Source organism: Pontibacter rufus (assembly GCF_015694705.1).
Classification (GTDB): domain Bacteria; phylum Bacteroidota; class Bacteroidia; order Cytophagales; family Hymenobacteraceae; genus Pontibacter; species Pontibacter rufus.
Map to the genome: position 1 here is coordinate 193,812 of NZ_JADQDR010000006.1, position 25,866 is coordinate 219,677.

12 protein-coding genes are annotated in these 25,866 nt (G+C 49.3%); all 12 read right to left on the minus strand.

The genetic code is table 11. The features are described 5' to 3' along the window. Positions 1-154: 154 nt before the first annotated feature. Positions 155-1,504, minus strand: coding sequence for a vanadium-dependent haloperoxidase (locus tag I2I11_RS11975; protein ID WP_230680146.1), 1,350 nt, complete (start codon positions 1,502-1,504; stop codon positions 155-157). After that, entirely contained in the window at positions 1,501-4,857 is a 3,357-nt protein-coding gene (locus I2I11_RS11980) for a VCBS repeat-containing protein (protein ID WP_196267941.1), read from the minus strand. The genes I2I11_RS11975 and I2I11_RS11980 overlap by 4 nt, the downstream gene beginning before the upstream one ends. A gap of 624 nt (positions 4,858-5,481) precedes the next feature. Next, entirely contained in the window at positions 5,482-7,101 is a 1,620-nt protein-coding gene (locus I2I11_RS11985; protein WP_196267942.1) for a glycosyl hydrolase, read from the minus strand. Positions 7,102-7,263: 162 nt separating this feature from the next. Further along, entirely contained in the window at positions 7,264-9,327 is a 2,064-nt protein-coding gene (locus tag I2I11_RS11990) for an IPT/TIG domain-containing protein (protein WP_196267943.1), read from the minus strand. Between the two features lie 28 nt (positions 9,328-9,355). Next, positions 9,356-10,519, minus strand: a complete 1,164-nt coding sequence (locus I2I11_RS11995; protein WP_196267944.1) for a glycan-binding surface protein — start codon at positions 10,517-10,519, stop codon at positions 9,356-9,358. Positions 10,520-10,552: 33 nt separating this feature from the next. After that, positions 10,553-12,211, minus strand: a complete 1,659-nt coding sequence (locus I2I11_RS12000; protein ID WP_196267945.1) for a RagB/SusD family nutrient uptake outer membrane protein — start codon at positions 12,209-12,211, stop codon at positions 10,553-10,555. An 18-nt stretch (positions 12,212-12,229) separates the two neighbouring features. Continuing rightward, entirely contained in the window at positions 12,230-15,415 is a 3,186-nt protein-coding gene (locus I2I11_RS12005; protein WP_230680149.1) for a SusC/RagA family TonB-linked outer membrane protein, read from the minus strand. A gap of 566 nt (positions 15,416-15,981) precedes the next feature. Continuing rightward, on the minus strand, positions 15,982-16,746 hold the full coding sequence (locus tag I2I11_RS12010; protein WP_196267946.1) for a 3-keto-disaccharide hydrolase: 765 nt from the start codon (positions 16,744-16,746) through the stop codon (positions 15,982-15,984). 132 nt (positions 16,747-16,878) lie between these two features. Then, on the minus strand, positions 16,879-19,374 hold the full coding sequence (gene galB, locus I2I11_RS12015) for a beta-galactosidase GalB (RefSeq protein WP_230680151.1): 2,496 nt from the start codon (positions 19,372-19,374) through the stop codon (positions 16,879-16,881). Between the two features lie 269 nt (positions 19,375-19,643). Next, complete coding sequence (locus I2I11_RS12020; RefSeq protein WP_230680152.1) at positions 19,644-21,023, minus strand: hypothetical protein; 1,380 nt, start codon at positions 21,021-21,023, stop codon at positions 19,644-19,646. 123 nt (positions 21,024-21,146) lie between these two features. Further along, positions 21,147-22,739, minus strand: a complete 1,593-nt coding sequence (locus tag I2I11_RS12025) for a RagB/SusD family nutrient uptake outer membrane protein (RefSeq protein ID WP_196267947.1) — start codon at positions 22,737-22,739, stop codon at positions 21,147-21,149. Between the two features lie 18 nt (positions 22,740-22,757). Further along, positions 22,758-25,826 (minus strand): SusC/RagA family TonB-linked outer membrane protein, encoded by a 3,069-nt coding sequence (locus I2I11_RS12030; RefSeq protein ID WP_196267948.1) that lies wholly within the window; start codon positions 25,824-25,826, stop codon positions 22,758-22,760. Positions 25,827-25,866: the final 40 nt, after the last annotated feature.

A 25,866-nucleotide genomic window follows, 5' to 3' on the forward strand; every position in this document is an offset into this window, starting at 1 on the left:
GATAGGTTATAGAATGTTTCTGATGTATAGCCTAAGCGTTAAACACGGCTGATGCAGGATACTGTCCTGGTTCCGCAACCAACTTTTATGGCATCGCGGTGCAGGCCTGCCTATACCAGGGCCTGTGCCACAGAATACAGTAATAAAAGAAAAGCTATTTTTGTACGATTGCCTTGCTGCCGGCTGAGGCGGTTTTGCCGGTTTTGTATAGTATCCACTCCCCGACCTGCAGGCCTTGTGTACGTCCGTTGTCGATAGCGTCCATAAAATGAATGCCACCATAAAACCGGGAAATTCCGGCTTCGATCGCTGCCTGCTGAAAGGATGCAAATGGGCGGGATGGCAAGCCATAACGTGTTTCCACCGAGTCGGTAAACCTGAAGTTATCGCCAAAATAATGGGTTAATACCACCGCCGATGCAGCAGAAATGGTAGAATGGCCGCTCAGGTACTCCGGGAAAGGAGGCGTCTGCAGGAAAGGCTTCCAGGTAGCATCCATATACCTGCGGATAGCTGTTTCAGGGCGTATGCGGTTACTCCTGAATTTCTCGTCCCAGCAGGAAATAAAGCCATCCATCAGCGCCACCGACACCAAGGTGTTTATTTCCATGGCTTCTGAAAAGCTTTTATTCGCCTTCTGGCAGGCAATACCCGTTATACCCAGCCAGTGCGCGCCGGGTGATATTTTCTTCATACCCACCATCAGGTGGCCGTTGTCCTGCAGCGCAAATGGGTTGCAGTCCCAGAAAGCAGCTATTTGCTGATGCTCATCTGATAAATCAGCGGCATTTTCTTCAAGATTCAGCAGCATGAGGGTATAAAAGGCTGAATTCTTTTCCGTTGAGAAAGGGACAGGCGGTTTGGGCTTAAACTGGCTGCAGGTGTCGAGGGTAAAAGAACGAACCGTATTGAAGTATGGCTCCACAGGGGCAAAAAAGCCAGGCGGCGTAGGCTGCCAGGCACCCGCTTCCTCAGAAGGCGAATAGCGGGAATAGTTGCTGATACGGTTGTATTTATCCGACTTGGCATAAGCCAGGATGCTTTTGCTTACCGCCTGGGCATACGTTAGCGAGTTAGCGATTACGTCCTCCGGTACACCACTGTGGCGGCAGGAGTCCAGAAACTGCTGCTCATATGCCGCCAGCATTGCCCCAGAAGGTTGCATTTTCTGCGCTGTCTCCATCATGGCCAGCAACGCACTGAGCTGATAAGAGTAACCGGTGAGCCCGGCAGGCTTCTCTATCTTTGGATATTCATTCAGAATGCCATGCATGCTGCGGAAGGTGCTATCGTGCTGCGAAACAATTTCGTAGCCGGCCAGGGTAGCATAAGAGAAGAAGCGCGCGGCGAGCGGTGGGTTGGTTACATCATTCACCATTACGTCAGTCATTTCGGAAATTACCCCGCTGATGGCATCTCCGCTAAACTGTGGCTGCACAACTTCCTGCTTATGACAGGCCGACAAAGCAACAACAGCTACCATAAAGTATAACAGCTTTCTCATGGCTTCTTTATTTTATACGCTTTTACCTCGCCCTGATTCATACCGAACAGCAATATGTTGTTGACGGGCACAATGCTCCGCACATCGCCTTTCAGTTGCAGGCCCGACTTATGCTGCGGCACAAACGCAAAACCACCTTTGCCGTTGCCCTGCAGCAACACACCATAGTTAGCGTCGTACTTGCCAAAGCGGAGGCGAGCCTGCCGGACGTTGCCGCACAGCAACAGGTCCTGCAGGCCATCCCGGTTGTAGTCTATACTTTGTATGGCAAACACCGGTGCAAACTGAGCCTCTACCGGCAGCGTCTGCTCTTTAAATTTACCATCTGCACCGCCTTCAAAATAAGCTGTTTTCAGGTAATTCGCCGATAAATGCCCGGCTCCTTTCAGTTCCTGCGGGGTGAAAATATCATTGAGGGTAGCGTCAGAGTAGGTTTCGTAGTTGGCAAAGCGCGTACGTGTCATGCTAATCTGGTCCTGCAGTTCGTCGCGTGTTACATAAGGATAGCGTTTGCCCTGGATGTAGCAGCACAGAATCGGGTCTACCGAACCGTTGTCATCGAAGTCCTTGTAGTATAGTTCGGCAGGCTCACTGGCGGAGGTTTTTACCTGCGTATTCAGCCCCTGGTTGCCGGCTATCAAATCCGGATGACCATCCTGATTAAAATCATCGATCAGCAGTTTATTCCACCAGCCGTTATACTTGTTACTGAAGTATGATTCGGTTTCATCACTGAGCTTGCCGTTTACATTTTTGAAGACCGTGATGGGCATCCATTCCCCTACCACAACCAGCTCCTGCTTCCGGTCACCATCCAAATCATACCAGGCGGCATCCGTTACCAGGCCCAGCTTTTGCAACTGCGGCGCCAGCGATGCAGTCGCGTCTTTAAAGCGGCCTTTGCCATCGTTTAACAGCAAATAACTTTCCGGTATTTCGGGGTAGCGGCCAGGGATAACACGGCTGCCTACAAACAGGTCGGCAAAGCCATCGCCGTTTACGTCCGCTGCACGTGCACAGCTGGTGCTGGTAAGCATATCCGGCAGCGCATTTATACTTTTAACGAAGTTGCCTTTGCCGTCGCCCAGGTATAAGCGGTCCTGCAGCAATGCATCCTGCGGCATAAACGCACCGTAGCCGCCGCTGCTCACGTACAGGTCAGGCTTCCCGTCTTTGTTAGCGTCGAAAAACAGCGCATCGGTGTCCTCGCTGTTCTTGTCCTCTTCAAAGGCCGGAATGTCTTTATGCGCGAAGCTTTTATCTGGCTGTTGCAGGTATAAGGCAGCGGCTTGTCCGCTGCTTCCGCCCACAAACACGTCCTCCAACCCATCGCCGTTTACATCACTCTTCACCATGCAGGGCCCGGCAAACGACAATGGATTTACCAGCAGCGGCTGGCGCTTAAAATCATTAATTGCTTTCTGCTGATGCGTAAAAGTAACCGGCGATTTAACTTCCTCAAAAATAGCGGGTGCTGCTTTCGCAGATTTATACTTGCCGGTGGCGTCTTTTTCCTGTAGCCTAAGCACCTGGTCTGCTTTTACCTCATGCAATACCTGCTGCCTACCGCTCTGCCACACAATGCGCAGCGAATCTATACCTGCTGCTTTGCCTAAACCAAAGTGCAACACCGGCGACACGCTTGACTGGTAACCCCGGGCCGGCATCTGCTCCTGGTATTGCTGCTGCCCGTTATTATAAAGCGTTACTTTAGCCCCAATGCCCTGCGTATTTTGTCCGGCCCCAGCCAGTTTTATCTGCAGGTAGTGGTTGTCTTTGAGCTTGTTTGCCTGGTTCTGATAAATGAAAGCGGGCTTGTTGATATTGTTGATCACCAGGTCCAGGTCGCCGTCATTATCCAGGTCGGCGTAGGCCGCTCCATTGCTGTTAGACGGCGTGTTGATACCCCAGTCTGCGCCTTTGTTGCTAAACTGCAGGTTGCCATCGTTCCGGAAGATATAGTTTTTGACGTTGGAAGACGGAATCTTCTTGACCAAAGCCAAGACGCTTTGCTCGTTTAAGCCTCCCCGTTGAATAAAGGAACTTTCGTATTTGATAAAGTCCATGTTGGTGAAATCGCGCAGAAAGCCATTGCTCACGAACAGGTCTTTCCAGCCATCGTTGTCATAATCAGCAAACAGCGGTGCCCAGCTCCAGTCGGTATTGGAGATCCCCGTCAGCTGCCCTATTTCACTAAAAGTGCCATCGCCGTTATTTATTTGCAGCATATTGCGCATGTACTGGTGGTGCAGACCTGCCCGCACAAACATATCAAAGCGCTCATAATTGTCGGGCGAAATCAGCAGTTTCTGGCGGCGGTTGTCTTCGGGCAGCATGTCCAGCGCAAAAATATCGAGCAGGCCGTCGTTATTGATATCTGCCACGTCGTTGCCCATCGAGTACAACGAAGTGTGTCCGATGCTTTGCTGCAGCTTGTCGGTAAAAGTGCCGTCGCCGTTGTTGATGTAAAGGTAATCCGGCGCAGAATAATCGCTGGAAATATAGATGTCAGGATGGCCGTCGCCATTCACATCGCTTATACCGGCTCCCAAGCCATACGTCAGCGCCGATCCGGCCAGGCCCGCTTTATCCGATACATCCGTAAAGTGGCCGTCGTCGTTCCGAAGTAGCTTTACGCGCATTTCCTCGGCTTTCCTGCTTAGTATCTGCTGAAAGGCAACGTCATCGAGGTTACGGAACTGAATGGGGTTATGGTTGAGCAGGAACATATCCAGGTCGTTGTCCTGATCATAGTCGAAAAAGGTAGCGCTGGTGCTGAAAGAAGAACCGGCAACGCCATACTCCTGTGCCTGGTCCACAAATTTAGGAACACCGTTGGCATCAGGTCCCTGGTTGATAAAAAGCTGATTTGCCCGCGTTTCGGGGGGCATATTACCGGAGTAGCAGAGGTACATATCCAGCAGGCTGTCGCCGTTCACATCGGCCATCGTCACACCGGTTTTCCAGTTGTTTGGTCTGCCGGCCACGCCTGCCGTGGTGGTGATATCCTCGAACCGCATGTTGCCTTTGTTCAGGTACAGGCGGTTGGGCGCCATGTTGCCGGAAAAGTATATGTCCTGCAGCCCGTCATTGTTCAGATCGCCCACCGCGACACCGCCTCCGTTGTAGAAGTACTGATACGTTAAGATATTCCCGTATGGGTTTTCATTGACGGTATTATTGAAGCTGATGTTGGTTCTTGCTACAGGCAACAGGGTGAACAGGGTTTCGGAGGGCGCATTATTTTGCTTAGCTGCACCTGTTTCAACCTTTGTGTCTTTCTGCTGACAGGCTGCCACCATAACTGTGAGGACCAGGAGATGAATAAGGCCGGATGTTTTTAAAAACTGCATACTACTATACAAGGGAGATAAATTTAAAGGGCTTATATTTACCTGTAACTGGTTAAATCGCACTATACTAAGCATTTTAACTTAGAAAACGTTCTATAACCTTCAATTTTCAGGCTAAATAGCAGATGCAGGTAAGGACTATGTAAAATTTGGCACAAATTATTTTACAGTCAACTTTTACATGCTCAAAACACAAAAAGTCTTTTTGCCGTGTGGCTTAATACTTCATGATCTTTACAGATTGTACCATGCTTGTTTGTTAGTAAGAAGGTAGAGTCAGGATTGCATCGCAGCCTCACGCGCTACACTATGCTGATGCACCAGATAGCACACAAGCACTATAAGGAAGAAATCCAGATTGGCTTTTTCATTTCCGGGAATGTTTGATGATGAGGTATGGGAGAGCGCAACTTCAACGTACCAGTTGCAAGTATACTATCCTTAGTCAGCAAAAAGAAATTCTTACACTTCGGGAGTGAAGCGGTACAGATAGTGGATGCCGTCTTAAAGCTTCTTAGGCGGCGGAATGTTCCGGTAGCTGCCTTTAATAGATTTAATGGTGAGCTGTTTCAGGAGTAATCTTTATACATCCACCAATGCATACTATATACTTTGAAGCGTTGCTTACTCCTTTATCACCTTGATAGCTCGCTTCTGGTCTACTCGCACCAGGTAAACACCCGATGCCAGCCCTTTGAAAGAGATAGCTGTCTTTGCTCTACCGACACGTTGTTGCCTGACCAGTACGCCCAGCGCATTGTACACTGAAACAGTTTCGATCCTGTGCTCACTACTCACCATTAAATCTGCTATCACCAGGGTAGGATAAGCAGAGAAATCCGGCTTCTCTGCAGGCTCATTCCAAAAGCCAGTTGGCTCCTGCAGCGTGTCCTGCCTTTCGTAAGTACGCAGGTTGGGCATTTCGTCGAGTGTAATTACGTAGTCGTGCGCAAACATCTTTTTCCATAGATCAAGGGAATTATACTTGCTGTCTTGTGTGTAAGCCCCGTACCAGGGCATAAACCACGACCAAGCTGTCCCGTCTTTTATGAGGTTATCTACATCCGGGAAAGAACCTGTTTCGCTGAGTGCCAGCATTTTTTTACCACCATACCTGTTATTCATATCACTAAACTCCAGTGCCTGTGAGCCATGATCACCATCTTTGTAAACATCACGCCCAATAATATCTACATATTCATCGCCCGGGTACCAGGCATCATCATTGGGCTCGCGCGTCCATACCCAAATTAAGTTGGTGAGTCCATGATACTTTACCATCCTGTCATACATCAGGTGCCACAACGCTTTTAAAGGCTCCGGCCCCTTGGCACCCCACCAGAACCAGCCGCCTGCTGCTTCGTGCAAGGGTCTCCAGATGACAGGGACATGTAGATCCTGCAGTTCTTTTAACATGCCGGCGGTAAAGTCTATGTCAGCCAGCATGGCTTTGTATTCTGCAGAATTTACATCTGCAATCTTTGAGATATCGAAATCTGTTCCGTCCGGCTTTGACTGGTTTTTGGTATAAAACGCTTCCGTAATGCGTGAAGGGTCCCGCCAGTGCCACATCAAGGCAGGTATCCCGTTTCTGTTGTACCAAGCCAAAGCATCGTTTACAGGCTCCTTATCGTTGTACCAGGTATAGCCTCTGCCGCTATGCATAAAGTCCAGACCAAGCAGGGCCGGCTCTTTGCCGGTATTCTGCTTCAGCCAGTTTACCTCATCCATACTCTTTAAGGTCATGACACCCGAGATAATTTTCTCTCCATAGTTATCAAGCAGGAAATCGTATAAGGCTTTGGCTTCCGGTGTTGGGTTGGGGGTTATCAGGGTCTGGTTCAGGTGAAACCTGTTTGCGCCATCTACTTCTTTCACTTCTAAGTAATCAATGTTTATCCATCCCCAGGATTTGATAATCTTCACCTGCTGTTTTCCAGCCGGTAACTTCTGGGCACTGACAAGCTTCTGGGTAGTATAGGCACTGTTTTGTGCTAAGGAGAAGTCCAGCGTATTTTCACCTAGCTGCAGCTTGTTTATTTTATCGCCATTTGGTGCTGAAGCATTAATTGATAAATCATAAAAGCCTTCTTTCGGAATTGTGATGTCAAAGGTAAGGCTGCCTTCCTGCTGGGCTACAGCAGCGGCGCCGGAACAGGTGGCACATACTATCTTCGATGCGCCACCTGCGAGTATAGCATTTTCAGCCTCATACTTTTGCCCTGAAGTCTGAAAAGTAGACATACAGGAAAAAAGCAGAAGAAATAAACCGGCAGAAACTTTAATCATGTGGAAGGGCTTATGTGCCTGAAAGGAGCACCTGATCTGTTGATTTTCGATGCAGTGAGTGAGGTATATAAAAAAGAAAGAGCATTGCTGCCCTTCCTTTTACTTTAATTCAGTATACTACCGGAGTCCTAAATCATCAATGTAAATGGTATTCGGATTGGTACCATAGTTTTTGATGTACAGTTCTGCAAGTCCGCTGGAAACATCTCCCAGGGAGCTAATCGGAATTTCAACAAGCTTATACTCTCCTGCTTTTACATCAAAGGGAACATCGCCTGAAGTTACACCGGCAGCATTTTTAACCTGAATGGCTAACTGGCTATCCTTTTCACCACCACGCACATAAAGAACCAGGTGGGTTTTACCGGCTAAGATGTTGGCATTAACCGGATGTAACTGAAGGGCTCCATACGCATCTTTGAAAACTACTTTGATTGCTTTGGTACCTCTGTTTACGTTTTCAGTATTTTCCAAATCCTGAACATCCGTGCCCCAGCCGCCCCATAGCTGCCAGGTTTCATTGTCGGCAGTATTAAGTGCGTCGTTGTAGATATAAGAGGAGATATTTGGTGCTGCCGTACCGATTTGCGCCTGTTTGTCTGTTGTTACAGTAAAGCCAGAGGTCGTTATGAGTGTCAGCACACCTGTTTTAGCGGCAGCCGGCACTTTTAAAACTATCTGGCTAGCATTCTGCGCTACAAACGTTGAAACTGTCGCACCACCCGTAAATACTACCGATTTTACCTGATCCAGTTCAGTTCCGCTAATCGTCAGGTAGCTTTCTGCAATTACGGGTTCCGGCGCTACACTTGTGATTGCCGGTAAAACAATGGTTACCTGAGCATCTGTGGCAACTACATAGTCCTTTATGGTAGTAAGTGTTAATGCTCCTTTTTTAGCATTCATCGGCACCTTTACAACAATGCGGCTCGGCGACTGACTAACAAAAGCAGACACCTTTGTTCCACCCTGAAACTCAATGCTCTTCACCAAATCAAGGTTGGTTCCGTTAATGGTAAGATCCTGACCTGGATCTACAGGGCTTGGAGAAAGAGAAGTAATAGCCGGTAACAGGATGGCGAGTTGCTGTGTGGTGGTTACTTCTACGCCAGACTTAGCCACCAGGGTGAGGGCACCATTTGACGCATTGTTTGGCACCTTTACCACAATCTCGTTTGCTGACTGGCTTACAAATGTACTTGCCTTCGCCTCGCCTACGCCTGTAAATTTGATCTCCTTCACAAGATTCAGGTTAGTACCCGTAATAGTCAGGTTATCGGAATGCTTTACTGCCTCAGGAGACAAAGCCGTTACCGCAGGTAAAATTACATTCAGCTCTTGTGTAGTGGTTACCTCCACGTCAGAGTTAGCTACCAGCGTTATGTTTCCTGAAGAGGCATTCTCCGGTACTTTTACCACAATCTGCGTAGCAGACTGGCTTACAAAGGTGCTGGCTAGGGCCTCGCCTACCCCTGTAAATTTAATAGCTTTTACCAGATCCAGGTTTGTACCTTTTATAGTGAGATTACTGCCGGTAAGTACGGAAGCTGGCGTCAAGGCTGTTACAGCCGGTAAGGTCACAATCAGTTCTTCCTCTGTTTCTATAAAGGTTGGTTCTGTGCCGCCACCTAACAGAAGCAGGGTTCCGGTTTTTGCTGTTGCCGGCACCTGCAGCACCAGTTCTGTTGCAGACTGGCTTACAAATTCATCAACCGTATCCTGCTCGAATACAACACCTTCTACCCAGTCGAGTTTGGTGCCCGTAATAGTAATGTTTGCACCGGGCCTTGCTTCTTTGGTGACCGAAGCTATTGTAATCGGCACCAAAAAGCTTAGGATGGTTTTCGATGTAACATCCGCACCGTCCGAGAGCTTCAGCGTTACTTTACCTTCCTTGGTTTCTTCCGGCACAATAAGCCTGATGAGTTCGGGCGTCTGCTCGATAAAGTCTGCTTTCGCAACAGTTACGCCAGGCAACTCAATGGCTTCTACTTTATTAAGATTACGGCCGATAAACCGGATCTCCTCTCCGAGCTGAACGCCGGAGGGACCAAAGCTCAGCAGCTCTACCTGCCCTGTATTGGGACTATTTTCATCGTCATCCTCACAGGAGGTTATTATCCCAAACGACAGTACCAGACATAAAAAAAGCAGGAACCTTGTATTATAAAAATTTTTCATACTTGATATTTATCTTCTTAAGGATGAATTATTTAGCTGCCTTAGGCACTACCCGCATGTTGTCCATGGCAAAGTTTGTATTTACTGCCAATGGTCCGTGGAAGTAAAAAGACACGCCATACCCGTCAGGGTTATATGGGAATTTAGCATTCGCAGCATAAAAGTCTTCGAAAGGAATACTTACTGTTTGCCATTGACCTTCAGTATCCAGGTTGGGCTTCCAGTTATAGTAAATATCATTCCTTTCATTCGCCATGTTGTTACCCACATACATTCTCATTTCTGCACCAGCGAGTGGTGCCAGTGTGTTTACTTCAAACTTCACGACATACTCGGCTGGATTAACAAATGCTGCTGCCGGAATATTTTTAGTTTCCTTTGTTGCATCGCTGGCTGTTGGTGCAACCCAGAACTCGGCGTAGGGGTAAGGACCCAGCTCTTTATTAAACCGAAGGAACTTACCATTAATAGGTAAAATAACCGGATCTGATGATTTGATGTAATCCGCTCCTGTCCAGAACCCTGCGGTCGTTTCATCAAAGCTCGCTATTATGTTTCTGTTATCATGGAACCAGAAATCAGATTCAGCCCCACCGAAGTTAGTGGTAACAGTTATGGGGCCTGGCTGGGCTCCCTCAGGCACTCTTACTTCTATGGCATTAGCATCTTCTGATACAGAAACTACTTCGCCCTGTATGCCTCCGGTAAAAGTTACCGTAGCAGGCTCGTAAAAGTAACTGCCATAAATAGTGGCAACATCACCAGTATTCACATACTCACTCAGCATACTGGTAACCACCGGCTCACTTATATCTACCACGAAATCATACATCAAAGAATCGCCGTTCGCAAAAACAAGCTTCATTTGGTTGGTGATGTCTGTTGGAATATCAGCCGGCACCCTGGTGATAATGGAAGTACTTGTGATAAAGGTAGGCGATAGTGTGCCTTGCAGGTCGTTGAACCATATTTCACGTGCATTCTGGAGGTTTTCTCCTATAATGGCAATCATGGCTCCCTGTCCTGCTTTAGCCAGGAGGGAATCTGATGCTTCAGGGCTGGTTACCCGGATGTAGCTTATTCTGGGCTTGCCACCATTGGGCTGGTCTTCGTCGTCCGAACAGCTGGAAAATATCCCTGTCATCGCAAAAGCGATGAACAGGAACAGCAATGACTTATAGTTAAATTTCATATCGTAGTTCATTATTTTTAGACCGCAATGTTACTATTCGAAATCATAAGGGACTGGTTCCTCTCGCAACCATGGCGCCTGACTTGCCTCAGATGCCGGTATTGGCAGCAGGAAGTTTCCGGAATTAGCAGTAGCTGTTCTTTCTGCAAACCACGAGGTTTTCTCAAACTCCCAGGAAGTTGGGTTAGGCATGCGGTTTGGATGAACCACAAAGAGGCCGCGGTCCTGGCTGTTGATGATCTCATAAGCCCTGTCAGGATTATAGTAGTGTATGCGAACCAGGTCATACCATGCTAATCCTTCCATGGCAAACTCCTTCATGCGCTCTTCAAACACATCGCGCCAGGTAAGCGGCCCTTCAAGAGGGGCTACACCTGCTCTGTTGCGGATAACGTTTACATACTCCAGTGCTTTGGGGTCTGAGGTAGACTCGTTGCTACCCAATACAGCGTCGGCATAGATCAAATACATTTCGGCCAGGCGCAACATGTAGGTATCGTTCGGATAGCGCTGCGCGGCAGCCTCGCCGCCTAAGTCGGCAGCTTTACCAACCACATACTTCTTAATATTTACGAAGCTGTTATCTGCTGTTGCTGCAGGTGCCGGAAAGATGAGTTCCTGCTCTGCGGCATTACCATCAGCATCTCTAACTGTTTGGGAGATCTCAGGATAATGGAAGCCAGGCAGCATATAGGTTGCTTTCAGACGTTCATCATTCGTAAATCCGTCTTCAAACAAACCATCGTATAGGCTCAGCTGCCACCACGAGGCGCCTAAATCTCCTCCCCAGCCATCACCGTTGGCAATATCATTGCTGTACGTGATCTGCGAAACCATGGTGTTGGCGTAGCCATAGTTGGTAGTAAACACCCACTGCTGCTCAAACAAAGATTCGATGTTGTTGTCGTAAGGATAACGGAACAGGTCAGCATAGTCCGGCAACAGGGCATGGCCACTCAGGGTGATCACTCTTTCGGCATACTCTTTTGCCTTATCCAGGTACTCCTGGTTCATCGTACCACCTAATCCGGCCCGGGTCAGGTATGTGCGGGCCAGCATACCTTCTGCCGACCACTTTGAAAGCCTGCCAGGCGCAATTTCGCTATCCGGGAGGTTTTCGGCGGCATACTGGTAATCGCGGGTGATGAACTCCCACACACTCTCTACCGTGTTACGCTTCACTTCCGGAGAATTCAGCAAGGCAATGTTGTCTTCAATGATCGGAACCGGGCCATAGTTCATTACCAGCATAGCATAAGCTGTGGCGCGCATAAAGCGGGCTTCGGCAATAACGTGCTTCTTAATGTCTTCTGACACGCCGGGACCAGCATAGCGATTCACGTTCTGAATGAGCGTGTTTGCCTGCCCTACCACAATCCAGAAAGTGCGGTATGCTTCGCTGTTTGAGGTAGAAACTTCGGTAGTATTGAACAGTACGTCATCCCGATAGCCCCAGGCGCGCATGGTAGTACCGGCTCTCAGGTCACCAAGCGCCCAGGAAGCCTTGTCCACGTAATCCTTCCATACTACACTGTAAAGCGGTGCCGAAGCGGCCAGTAACTGCTCGTCTGTTTTAAAGAAGTTGGCATCCACTAATGTATCCTGTGGGGGTCTTTCCAGGAAATCCTTCTCACAGCCCGAAAAAAGGGACAGGGCCAGAAGTCCACCCATGTATAAAAATCTATTCTTCATTTTGCTCTTTGTGTTAAATTAAAAATCAATACCAACATTCACAGAGTACACCGGCGTTAGCGGATAGCGTCCGTAGTCAACACCTATAGCAGCGTTTTCTGCAGTTGCATTCGGGCCTACATAAGAACCAACTTCAGGATCGTAGCCGGAGTAATTAGTGATGGTATAAATGTTCTGAGCACTTACGCCAATTCTTGCTCCTTTAATATACTTCAGCCTTTCTACCATGGCAGACGGGATGTTGTAGTTGAGGGTGACGTTCTTAAGGCGTACAAAAGATCCATCCTCTACATACTTGTCGGTGTGGCGTTGGAAGTTGTTATTCTTGTTACCACCAGACATTCTGGCCACGGTTGTGCCCGGGTTTTCAAGATACGGGTTACCTTCTCCGTCTAAAGCCACCCTGGCATAGTCAAAAGCACCTACAAACAAGTTACGGCCCAGGTTGATGTTGTTGGGGTTCGTGTTCTCGCTACGCAGGTAGTTGTAGATGTCGTTTCCGATGGTGCTGGTGATGAGCACACTCAGGTCAAAGCCTTTGTAAGTAAAGTTGTTGGTGAAACCGGCATAGTACTTAGGCCAGGGGTTACCAATAAAGGTCTGGTCCTCACCTGTAATAATGCCATCGCCGTTGATGTCTTTATACTTCACGTCGCCAACCCAGATGCTGTTTTCGGCGATCGGGAATTCTACGCCATTATTGTCGGCTGGCAGGGCACTGTTTTGCAGTTCTTCCAGCGATCCGAAGATACCTTCTTCAATATAGCCATAGAATAACCAAGGCGCCTCTCCCACTACTGTACGCTGTGTCCAGTTGTTCATCCACCAGTTGATGCGGTCTATCTGGCTGCTCTCAGTGGTAAGGCTCACCACCTCTGTTTTAAAGTGCGAAAGGTTGAAGTTTGATGACCAGGTAAAGCTACCATTGTCCACATTAACAGTGTTCAGGCTCAGGCTCCAGCCTTTGTTCTGGAGAGATCCGATGTTAACGGTAGGAGGCTGAATGGCGCCATTGCCGTTTGTACCCATGTACCAGGGAAGGGAGCTTTGCAGGATCAGGTTATCTGTGTTTTTGATATAATAATCAGCCTCTACCTGCACTCTGTTCTCGAACAACCCTAAGTTAATACCAAAGTTATTTGTCTTGGTCTCCTCCCACTGGAAGTTAGGGTTAGGATATCTGCTGGCGATAAAGCTGGTACCCCACGGTGTAGGGCCGGCAGCAAGCGTACCATAAATGGCGCCGGCGCCCCCCTGGTTACCTGTCAGGCCAATCTCATAACGTAACCGGAGATCGCTTATGAAGGGCACATTAAAGAAATCTTCTTCAGAAACTCTCCAGGCTGCTGATACTGACGGGAAATAGCCCCATCTGTTTTCTGGGCCAAAGTTTACGGAACCATCTACCCGGAAAGCACCTGTGATGATGTAGCGCTCATCGAAGTTATAAATTATCCTGCCCAGGTAAGACTCCATCGCCCATTCTCCTTGTCCGCCTCTGGCAACGCTTGTTGCCTCATCGCCTGCGTTCAGGTCGATTACGTCGTTTGTCTGGAAACCGCGTCTTTCGCCATACAGGTTTTTCCATCTCGATTCGTTCACCTCGTGGGTTGCCATCAGGTTGATGCCGTGCTTGCCAAACGTTCTATCGTATTGGAGCATCTGGTTCCAGGTATAGGAGGTGTTCAGGCTATTATTATTGTTCAGAACAGCAACTGTGTTTTGCTGGTAACCGAACTGGTAGGTTGGGAGGAAGTAAGTAGAATTTGAAAAACCAACGTTCCCGTTAAATGAGGTGTTGAAGTGCAGGTCATCGGTGATTTTAAATCCTAAGGTCAGACCGCCCAGGAACTGTCGCTTTTCCAGGTCGTTTTGCGTGAGTTCAGCAAGACCAACCGGGTTTGGTGGCGAGAATTGCTCTGCTGTGTTGGTTGTCGTAACTATACCACCACCGTAGGTGCCGTTCAGGTTTCTTACCGGGATATGCGGTGCCAGCTGAATTCCGTAGGTGATCACGCTTGATTGAGTGGTAGACAAACTTTCATCTGTCTGCGCATAGTTGATGTTTGCTTTAATAGTAAGCCACTCTTTTGCCTGGTTATCTAAGTTCAAGCGGATGGAATAACGGTCGAAGCCGGAGCCCAATGCCACACCATCCTGATTGAGGTATTCACCAGACAGGTAATAGGTTGTTTTCTCGTTACCACCACTTAGGCTTAGCTGGTGCTTTTGCATCGGAGCATTCCTGAAGAGCTCTTCCTGCCAGTCCGTTCCTTCGCCCAACAGCGATGGATCTAAGAAGTCCTCGCGCACGTTACCACCGGCAATGGCCTTATACTCGTTGTCCATCTGGGCATACTGGCGCAGGTTCATTACCTTCAGTTTTTCTGGGGGCGTTTGTACGCTGTACAGGAAGCCATAATTAATACGAACTTCGCCGGCCTTGCCACGCTTGGTGGTGATCAGGACTACGCCGTTTGTTGCCCTTGAGCCATAAAGGGCTGTAGCAGATGGGCCCTGCAGAATCTCCATGCTCTCGATATCAGCTGGGTTAAGTGTAGAAAGCGGGTTAGAGCCGGAAGGAGAAATAGAACCCGGTATCTGTACTCCGTCCACTACATAAAGGGGCTCGTTTGTTCCGCCAATAGAGTTAACGCCCCTGATATTTACTGAAATACCGCCGCCTGGCGCACCTGTGTTCTGCGTTACATACACACCGGCAGCACGGCCCTGAATGGCCTGTTCGATAGTGGTGTTCACTGTTTTGCTTATCTCCTCAGAGCTAATGGTAGTTTGAGCACCGGTTACTTCACTGCGTCTTATCTCGCCGTAGCCGGTTATTACCACTTCCTCCAGTTTCTTTTCGTCTACAGCCAGCGCTATGTTAAGCTGCGAACGGCCGTTTACAGGAACTTCCTGGGTCTTAAAGCCAATATAGGACACAACAAGCACTGCGTCCGAAGGGGCCTGTAACGTAAAATTACCTTCGGCATCCGTTATAGCTCCGGTAGCAGTACCTCTGACTCCTATGCTTACACCGGGCAGCCCTGTGTTATCGGCCGCAGACGTTACCTTGCCGGTAATGGTATTAGCTGTCTGAGCAAAGCCACAGAAGGCCTGAAGAAGCAAGAGAGCCAGCAGCACGGGGGCCAGCTTCCACTTAAAATCATACATAAAATAATTTTTAAAGTACATATACTTCATATTGATAAAGAATTAAGGAGATTTGGTTATGTTGCCTGGTTCAGTTTAGATGCTGAATTCATATTGTTTATTCTATATTAAAGGATTGTTGATTTTCCATTTTCCATACTTCCTGCTAATTGTTCCAGGGAATACGGTCAGAAGAGCAGAGCAAATCTTACATGCAGCGCCACAAGATTTGTATGTTACAAACTTCCTGTCTTTAAGGCACAACTTGGAATGAAATAAGCAATCACTCAAAAGTACGCTAACGTATGAAGCATCTAAATTATAGAAACGGCATGATTGATAAGGTTATCATTTGTTTCTGATGTGTGTGCTGTTTGTTAACAACACAGTGAGTGAGCGCTTAAAACCTACCCCAAACACGTTTTTGCCTGATGACCCGTAAACACCTACTGGGGCAGTACAAGATAAAACCTTAACAGCACCCCTTTTCTGATTCGGCTAAAATCATAAGGCCAGGGCAGACATGCTTTATAGCATGTCTGCCCTGGCCTTATGATGATTTATAACTATCGTGTAAGGTTCGGCGCCCTTGCGCGGCGCCGAACCTTACACGATAGTTATAGTTCCCTTATCCAGATATTACGATAGCTAACCGGATTGCCATGGTCTTGCAGCGTAATGGGCGCTTTGCCATGGGCTTTATATTCAGGCAGGCCAATATATTCAGTCGGGCCCTTTATTTCGACATTGTTCTGTACCACAACACCATTTTGCAGCACTGTTACACGGGCAGGCGTAAATACAGTTCCATCCTCCTTAAAACGGGGAGCAGTATAAATAACATCGTACACGTTCCAGTCGGTTGGTTTGCGGGTAACGTTTACGAGCGGGCGGTGCTGCTTGTAAATACTGCCGGCCTGGCCGTTGGCATAGGTACGGTTATCGTAAGAATCCAGCACCTGCAGCTCATACCTGTCCTGCAGGAAAATACCACTGTTGCCGCGGCCCTGGCTGGTGCCTTTCACCTCGTCGGGTGCGCTCCACTCGATGTGCAGCTGAAAATCACCAAAATCTTTTTTCGTGGAGATATCTCCTTTGCCTACTGTAAACGCATTGTCTTTTACCTGCCATTTGGCCTCACTGCCATCGCTTTTGGCTTTCCACTGCGACAGGTTTTTACCATCAAACAGCACAATGGCATCGGAAGGAGCTGCAGCGCCTGTACCAGGTGTAACAACACGTACTTCAGGCTCCCAGAATTCGGTCATCTCAGGCACCATTTTGGGCGGTTTGGGTGTTTCCTGCGCCTGGGCATGGTTGTAGGCGCTTAGGCCTGCTATCAGAGTTATGGCTGCGGCTTTTTTCGTGAATTTAAAGGTCATAATATGTATGGCTTGTTTTAGTTTGACATTTTAACGAGCTCCGGTAGGTAACGTTTGCTCCAGTTATCTAATATCGTCCCTAAAGATACTGGTTTGCCGCTATAGGCGCGTATCAGCACCCATAGTTTTTCTCTATTTTTCCAGATGTATTGTGATTGTTGCCGGCGCCAGCCCTTCGGAAGTAGCCGTGAGCTTTACCTCATCCGGCTCTTCCTGCGCCTGCACAATAGCCAGACACTTGCCATGAAAAGCTTTGCGGTAACTGGCTTTAAATGGCTCTAAACTTGTTTGCAGGCCATTATCCACGCCGGCTATACTTGCTTTGCCGTCCAGGGCAAAGTGTACCAGGTTGTCGGCGTAAGGCACCTCTATGCCATCCTTATCTACAATATGCACTGTCACGAAAGACAGGTCTTTGCCGTCAGCCCTGATGTTGTCGCGGTCAGCCTCCAGTATGACACGGGCGGGCGCACCAGCTGTTTTTATCTCCTGTGTCAGCACTTCTTTCCCGTCTTTTCTGGATACAGCCCGCAAGGTGCCCGGCTCAAAGGTCAGGCGCCACATTACGTGCAGGTCATCGCCTTGCTTGCTGCGCTTTCCCAGTGATTTGCCATTGAGGTATAACTCCACTTCATCGGCATGGTTGTAGTAAGCCCACACATCTATGGTTTTGCCAGCTGGCCAGTTCCAGTGCGGAAACACGTGCAACACCGGCTTGTCTGTCCACTCGCCCTGGTACATGTAGTAAGAATCTTTCGGAAACCCGGCCAGATCAACCACCCCGAAGTAGGAGCTGTGGGCAGGCCAGTCATAGGGCGTTGGCTCGCCGATGTAGTCGAAGCCTGTCCAGATATACATGCCCGAAAGGAAATCATACTTCTTGATTACTTTCCAGGTTTCTTCGTGCGTGGAGCCCCAGGGAGCGCTCACGTTGTCGTAGGCGGAGATGGTCAGATCAGGATTGCCGCCGTGGAAAGGAATATCCCAGCGCACCGGCCAGCGTCGGATGCTGTCGGAGGGCATGGTGTAGGTGCCGCGTGTGGCCAGTGCCGATGTAGTTTCGGTGGCAATAAACTTCTGTCCCGGAAAGTTCTTCGGAAAATCCTTGTAGAGCTCGTGATGGTAATTGAAGCCAACCAGGTCCAGTGCGCCGGATTTATAGATGTTGTTGTTGGGCTGCGGATCGTTCAGGGCAGAAGTTACAGGGCGGGTTTTATCGAGGCCTTTAACGATGCTTGCCAGCTCTTTGGTGATGGCAGGCCCTGCTATACTATCCCACTGCTCCGGAATCTCATTACCAATGCTCCAGATAAACACGCTCGGGTGGTTGCGGTCGCGGCGGATGAGGTCTTCCAGGTCTTTCCGGTGCCACTTGTCCCAATGCGCGCTGTAGTCATACTTGGTTTTGCCTTTCTTCCACATATCAAAAGCTTCATCCATTACAATAAAGCCCATTTTGTCGCACAATGCCAGCAACTCAGGTGCAGGCGGGTTATGCGACGTGCGGATGCCATTCACGCCCATGGCCTTCAGAATCTCCAGTTGCCGCTCCAGCGCACGTGTGTTAACGGCAGCACCCAGCGCGCCCAGGTCGTGGTGGTTGCACACGCCCAGTATTTTCATGGGTTTGCCGTTCAGCGAAAAACCCTGCTGCGCGTCGAAGTTAAAGTAACGGATACCCAGCGGCGTTTCGTAGTTGTCGATTACGTCGCCGTCCTGAGTAACCTGTGTTACCACAGTATACAAGTATGGCTTCTCGACAGACCACAGGTTAGGCTGCTCTACGGTAAGTTGCTGGTTAAACTCGGTGGTACTGTCTGCCAGTTGCAGGTTGTCTTTGGTTGCGCGTGCTACCTCTTTGCCAGCGGCATCATACACAATGGTTTCTAAAGTATAAGGGCCTTTCTTTTCAGTCCTGTTATTGATTTTGGTGCTGATGACTACTTTGGCCGTTTGTGCATTTACCTCGGGCGTGGTAACGTAAGTACCCCACTGGTCTACATATACCGGATTCGTTTTTACGAGCCATACATTGCGGTAAATGCCTGATCCGGAGTACCAGCGGGAGTTCGGCTGCTGCGCATTGTCTACTTTTACGGCAATGGTGTTCTCTTTATCGCCATAGTTGAGGTAAGGCGTTAGTTCATAGCGGAAGGAGCTGTAGCCATTTGGCCGCTTGCCCAGGTAATGGCCGTTAATCCATACTTCGCTGTTGGTGTACACGCCGTCAAAGTCGATGAAAAACAGCTTGCCTTTATCAGCTTCATCTATGGTAAATGATTTTCTGTACCAGCCGATACCGCCCGGCAAAGCGCCTCCACCCGCGCCCGCCGGATTGTCTTTGCTGAAAGTGCCCTCGATGCTCCAGTCGTGTGGCAGGTTCAGCTTCCGCCAGTTGGTATCATCAAAATCAGGCGCTTCAGCGTTGGTTGTATCACCCAGACGGAAGGCCCAACCTTTATCGAAATCGGTTCGTTCTCGGGCCTGTGTTTGAGCAGATTCTTTTACAGCCGAGGTCTTGCAGGCGTACAGGCTGAAAACAGCAGCCAGCAAAAGGGCAAAGGTATAGCCTTTGGCAGCGGCTTTTCTTAAAGTATGATACATCGTCAGTGGCTTTTTACTCAACATTTTTGTGAGCAATAAATATACAAAAGGATAAGTGTCGTGAACGCGTTAATATATTCCATACGAGGCAGCAGCTTCAGGAAAATACAAACAACCAGTACCCGCAGACCTGCTTTTTAAGCGGAGCTACTTACTTATACTTCGATCAGCACAGGCTGCATCTTTCAGGTTCAACAGCTCTGTAATAAACAAAAAGTGGAGCAGCGCCATTCTTGCATCACCCCACTTTTTGTTTAATTTATAATTCTGTATTGGTAACTCTTACTGAGTCGTTAAGGCAAAATATAGTGGAAGGCCAGCCACTCATCTTTTCCAGCATCATAGCTGGTACCAAACCAGATACCTTTGCTTTGAAATTCTTCCGGGAAAGCTTTTACAACCTTCAGAATATTGGTAGCCGGGTTCATCCAGTGTCCCGGATTCTGGATTAGCGTACCCCCTTCGCTTAAGGTAATTTCATTGGTCTCTTCGTTTATCGTAAATGTGCCTGTTGTGGTCTCGCCGTTCTGGTAGCGGGTATAATTCTGGCCGCCAAATTGGTCGAAGCGAACCCATGCGCCTGCCGCAGCAGTAACCCAGGTGTCGTTCCAGCCCCAGTCTTTAGAGTCTGCGGCCGATGTCGTCCAGCCTTTGCCGCCTGCAATCCAGTCCACCGGATTACCTGCCACATCCAGTTCCCATACCCGCCCGGAAGACTGGCCACCGGTCAGCATCGTCAGTAATTCGCCAGGAGCAAATGTTGGATCAAAACCTTCGTCCGGACCTGTTTCTACCGGCGCTTCGGGCACGTAGTTATCAGCGTACTCTTTCGGGATAAAATTCCATACATACAGGTAATCGCCTTCGCTGTTGGTGCGGCGAACGCCGACCTGCAGCGCGTTTTCAGTCAACGACAGCACCACCAGGTTGTTGTTCCAGTTTGTGGCGTTCGCAATAAAGCTGGGAGATCGGAGGATAGTCGCATCTGTTGTGCTCAAAGTATGCTCTTTCGCGTTGAAAGAGAAAGTGCCTGTCTCGTTCACACCTTCCGATACTTTATGAGTTTTCAGAATGGGCCCGCCTTTCAGGCTGAAAGTCATGGTACTGGCTGTATCTGCCGCCGGGATCAGCCAGGTATTATCAGCATAAGCAGGCGCCCATCCTAATTTAGCAGTCCCTACCTGGAAATCTTCCCAGGTGGTTAACGGCTCATAGTAGTATATAGGCCCGTCAAAAATACCGTGCCCGCCATAGTCCAGTACCCACGTCTTCTCATTGCCAACGCCGCCGGTCAGGTTTGTCCACAACGGATCGTTCACGTAGCTGAGGTTATCTTCTGTCACATGGATGGTCGTCGGCTCCATCTCCACGATTCCGCCGGCTGTAAGCGCAGAAAACTTGATAACATAATCGCCTGCAAAGGCAAAATGCACCGTATCGACCATGCGGTTTGACTTTCCGGTGCCGTAATCCCACATAGATACTGTTTCGGGAGTCTGATTGATGAGGATAACTGTGTTGCCGCCCGGATCGGCCTCCAGGTCCTGCACCACTTTGTAATGTATCTCGGATCTGTCGAGCATTCTGCCCAAATCGTGGTCATTATCCTGGCACGATGTAAAAAGAAACATCGGGGCAAGAAGCAGTAAAAATAAAATTCTGAAGCTTTTCATCTTATAAAGTCTTTTATGGTCACCTGGTTCCCTGCATGTACCGGACAGGAGCTGCGCAAAGATCTGTGCTCCCCTGCCCCGGCACATGCCGGGTTCATGTTGTTTTACCTGATAAGCTGCACCCTACCAGCCAGGATTTTGCTGCAGCACGCCATCTGACAGCGTGATTTGTGTATAGGGAATTTGCTGCAGGCCCCGGGTTTGAATAATATTATTAGCTACTATCGTTTTAGGTACCGTTGTGCCGCCGTTTTCCACCGTAGTTGATTCGGCAATTTCAGCAGCAGCCACTTCTACACCCTGGCGCAGCAGGTCCCAGTAGCGCAGCCCTTCAAAGGCAAACTCCAGGCGGCGCTCTTCCAGCATGTTTTCCCCGGTTACGGGCAATGCCGAGAAGTTGTCTTTGTAAGCGCGTCGCCGTACTGTATCAAAATAAGCCTGGGCATTGGGGCTGCCCAGCTCGGCTGCCATCAGCAACACATCCGCATAGCGAATAGAAACAAAATCCTGGAACTGGCCAATCATAAAGTTAGTGGCGCCCAGGCTTACGGGTATGCTGTTGCCGTTCTCGTCCACCATCGGGGTATACTTCTTTATATAATAGCCGGTGTATTCTCTTTGTTTGGCCTGATTGACAAAAGGAATGTCCTCTTCTTTAATAGCGATGATAGATGCTGTTTTACGCGTGTCGTTGTCGCTGTAGGCATTCCAGAGTTCCGGGTTCACGGTACCTCCTCCCCACCCGTTTCCGTAAGGATAGTTGAACTGCTCACGCAGCCCGAGCATCACCATCCAGTGGTTACCATCGGTGTTTCCGTTGTAGTCGCTGGTATAGGTATACTTGACGGCAAACACGGTTTCCTTGTTATCCTCTCCCGCATAGTCTCCGAGCGAGGCTGCCGGCCATAGATTAGCATAGTCTTCTACCAAACCAAAGCCGCCATTGGCAATCACGTCTTCCAGGTAGGCCAGGGCCTGTGCTTTGTCCACCACGCCTGCCAGATCGGGCTTTGCGTAATAGCCGGTATAGTATAAGTATGCGCGACCTAGCAGCGCTTCTGCCGCCCATTTGGTTGCGCGGCCGTAAGTTGCCGGATTTTGAGCCGTATAGGGAGTAGCCGCCAGGTTCTCGGTAGCAAACTTCAGGTCTTCCGCAATCACTTTATACACCTCTTCCGGCGCTGCCTGCGGCAGGTTTTCGGCGGTGGGTTCTGTCAGCAGCGGAATATTGCCCCAGAGCCGCACCATGTCGAAGTATAAATAAGCACGTAAGTACCTGGCTTCAGCCTCGTAAGTATTCCTGAGTTCTTCTTTACCGGTCCAGTCTATCTGATCCATTTTGCTGATCAGCACATTGCAGCGGTATATGGCCCTGTAATAAGCAGACCAATTACCCCCAAAGAGATTCTGATCCGAAGGAGAACGGGATTTATCAAACTCATCGAGCATCTGGTAGCCGAAACCGTCTGAGTTGCCTGTGCCGCCGTAAGCATTGTCGGAGAGCACGATGGAAGCAACCGGAAAACTGATGCCTTCTGCCCACACCGACTGCAGTCCGTCATAGCATCCTACCAGGGCTTTGTAAGCATCGTCCGGAGTCCGGTAAAAGTTGGCATCCGTTACCGATGTCAGGGGTTCTGTATCCAGGAAGCTATCGTCGCAGGCCCCCAATGACAGAACGCCCAATGCCAGTAATAATATCTTTGCTCTTTTCATACGTTTACAATTCAATTCTTAAAACTTAAGGTTCGCTCCAATCAACACTGTTCTTGGCCTTGGATAATATCCCAGGTCCACACCCTGCGCAAAGTCAATGCTATACCCTATTTCCGGGTCCATACCTTCGTATTTGGTGAAGGTGTACAGGTTCTGCACCGAAGCATAAATTCTTACCTGGCTGAGGTAATCTTTCTTGATCAAGCGGCCGAAATCATAACCAACCGTTACATTGCTGATGCGCAGGAAATCGCCGTCATGGATGTACAGGTCAGAGAAGTTGGTCCAATTACGGGCATCTTCTGTTACACGCGGAATGGTGTTGGAAGAACCTGGGCCGTGCCAGCGATCCAGAATAGCGGTGGTATAGTTGGCATACTGGTTTGCCTGGTTGCGGTACGACTGCACGAGTTGGTTGCCGGCCACGCCCGAAGCAAGCAGCGAAAAATCAAACCCTCTGTAATCGGCAGAGAGGGTCAGGCCGAAAGTATAATCGGGGTTGGGATTACCGATAATGGTTCTGTCCTGCTCATTGATCACGCCATCGCCGTTCTGGTCCACATACCTCACATCGCCCGGCGCGGCATTTGGCTGGATCAGGACGCCTTCCGGCGATCTGTAAGCACCTACTTCTTCCTCACTCTGGAAAATACCGGCGGTTTGCAAGCCCCAGAAATAGCCGATAGGGAAACCGTTCTGCGCTCTGTAGAACTCCAGCGAGTTGTCGAACAACTGGTTCGCCAGTCCGTGCACAACGCCATCAGCTGTCGGGATGCTGCCTACTTCATTTTTGTTGTAAGCGCCGTTCACGCCCACTGAATAGTTAAGCTCCCCAATGTTGTCGTTATACGTAATACCAAGTTCCACCCCTGTATTCTTCACGTCTCCACCGTTGATAAAAGGCGGTGCGGCGCCTGCCGTAGCCAGGATGGGCGCCTCTATCAGCCAGTCTTTGGTCGTTTTATCATACCAGTCGAAGCTCATATCCAACTTGCCGTTCAGGAAACGGGCATCGAAACCAAGGTCGGTCTGCTCCGATGTTTCCCATTGCAGATCAGGATTACCGAGCCTGCTGGGATAAGCGCCAGGGGTAAGCGTGCCTTCTTCAGATCCGAAAATATAGTTGGTGTTGGCAAAAGTAACCGGCGCCAGGTACTGGAAGAAGCTGATGTTCTGGTTGCCGACCTGTCCCCAGCTGGCACGCAGTTTCAGAAAACTCAGCCAGTCCTGCGTATCACCCATAAATGCTTCGTTGGTTACTACCCAACCAGCCGAAACAGAGGGAAAGTAGCCCCAGCGGTGGCCTTGTGCGAACCTGGATGATCCATCGGCACGGAAGGTCGTGTTCAGCAGATAAGTTTCCTTGTAATTATAGTTCAGTCTGCCGAAATACGACATCCTTCTATCCTGGTCGTAAGGAGCGCCGGTGAGGCTGATGCCGGCCCCAAGGCTGTTGGTGGCATTAGACAGCCAGGCGTGCTCCAGATCATTGAATATAAGATCCGTGTTGCTGCCATAGATGCTGCTGCCATCGTTCTGGTAGGCAGAAGTACCAACCATCACCTCAAAGGCATTGTCTTCGTTCAGGTTGAAATTGTAAGTCAGCAAATTGTCCCAGATCAAGGTTCTGCCTTTGCCCATCGACTGTCCTACCCTTGTGATGTTGTTAAAGGCGTAAGCAGACAAAGTATAAACTGGCATGAAAGAACGGCTTTCGCTCGCAGCATAATCCAGCCCCAGGCTTGTTCTGAATCTCAGGTTTTTGATAGGCTCCACGACCAGGTACATATCTCCTAACAGGCGCTGGTTGTTGCGCTCGTTCTGGTTACCATAAACCATCTGTGCATAAGGATTCGCCTCACCAGTATTCCAGGTAGAATTGCTGTTGTCGTAGAAGTTACCGTCCTCGTCATACATCGGCACAAACGGGCTGGTGTTAAAGGCGCCTCGTAACGAGTTATTGTACTGGTTACCTACCCCGATACCATTATTGTTGATATAGGCATAGGTCAGGTGCTCGCCTATTTTGATAACGTCCTTATACAGGTTGTGCTCAGAGTTGATCAGGAAATTATAGCGCTCATAGTTAGACAGGCTTTTGCCGCCCACAATGCCTTCCTGCGAAGTATAAGAAAGAGACGTAGAGAAAGTAGAAGTTTCAGAGCCTCCGCTCGCCCCCAAAGTATAATTTTGGGTAACGGCATCATTCACAAACATCTCATCCAGCCAATCGGTGCCGCTGCCCATGGCCGCAATCTCATCGTTGGTGAAATACGGCATTTTGCCTGCATTTACGGCAGCCTCGTTCATGATAGAAGCATACTCTTTGGAGTTCAGCAAGTCAGCTTTTCTGGCAACATTCTGCAGGCCATAGTAGGCATCAAACGTAATTTTGGCCGGCTGACCGGTCTTGCCTCCGCGGGTTGTGATCAGCACCACGCCGTTGGCAGCCTGCGAGCCATAAATAGCGGCAGAAGCGGCATCTTTCAGCACATCAATGGAGGCAATATCCGCAGGGTTCAGGTAAGAAATATCGCCTGTCAGCACACCGTCTACCACGTAAAGCGGGCCGGCATTGCCGATGGTACCCAGGCCCCGCACAATCACGCGCATCCCTTCGCCCGGCTGGCCCGACGTAGAAGAAATCTGCACGCCCGGCGCCTGCCCCTGCAAAGCCTGCAGTGCGTTGGTGGTGCTTTGCTTCTGAATGTCCTCCCCTGATACCTGCGCTGTGGCGCCGGTTACGAGTTTCTTCTGTTGCGTGCCATAACCTACCACCACTACCTCGTCCAGCAATTCCTGATCGGTGGCCAGGGCTATGTTTATTTGTGAACGCCCGTTAACAGGCACTTCCTGTGTTTTAAAACCGATGTAAGATACCACGAGCACCGCATCATCAGCGGCCTGCAGCGCAAAATTTCCGTCAATATCCGTTATGCTTCCGGTAGATGTTCCTTTCACGGCAATACTTACGCCGGGCAGCCCTGTTCCATCAGCTTCTGATGTAACACGCCCTTTTACAACCTGCTGCGCATAAGCGGCTCCACAGGTATAGAGCAACAATATTAGTATTAGAAATTTCCTCATGTGAATTGAAATTTAGGTTATGAGAAAGCCCCGCCAGCCG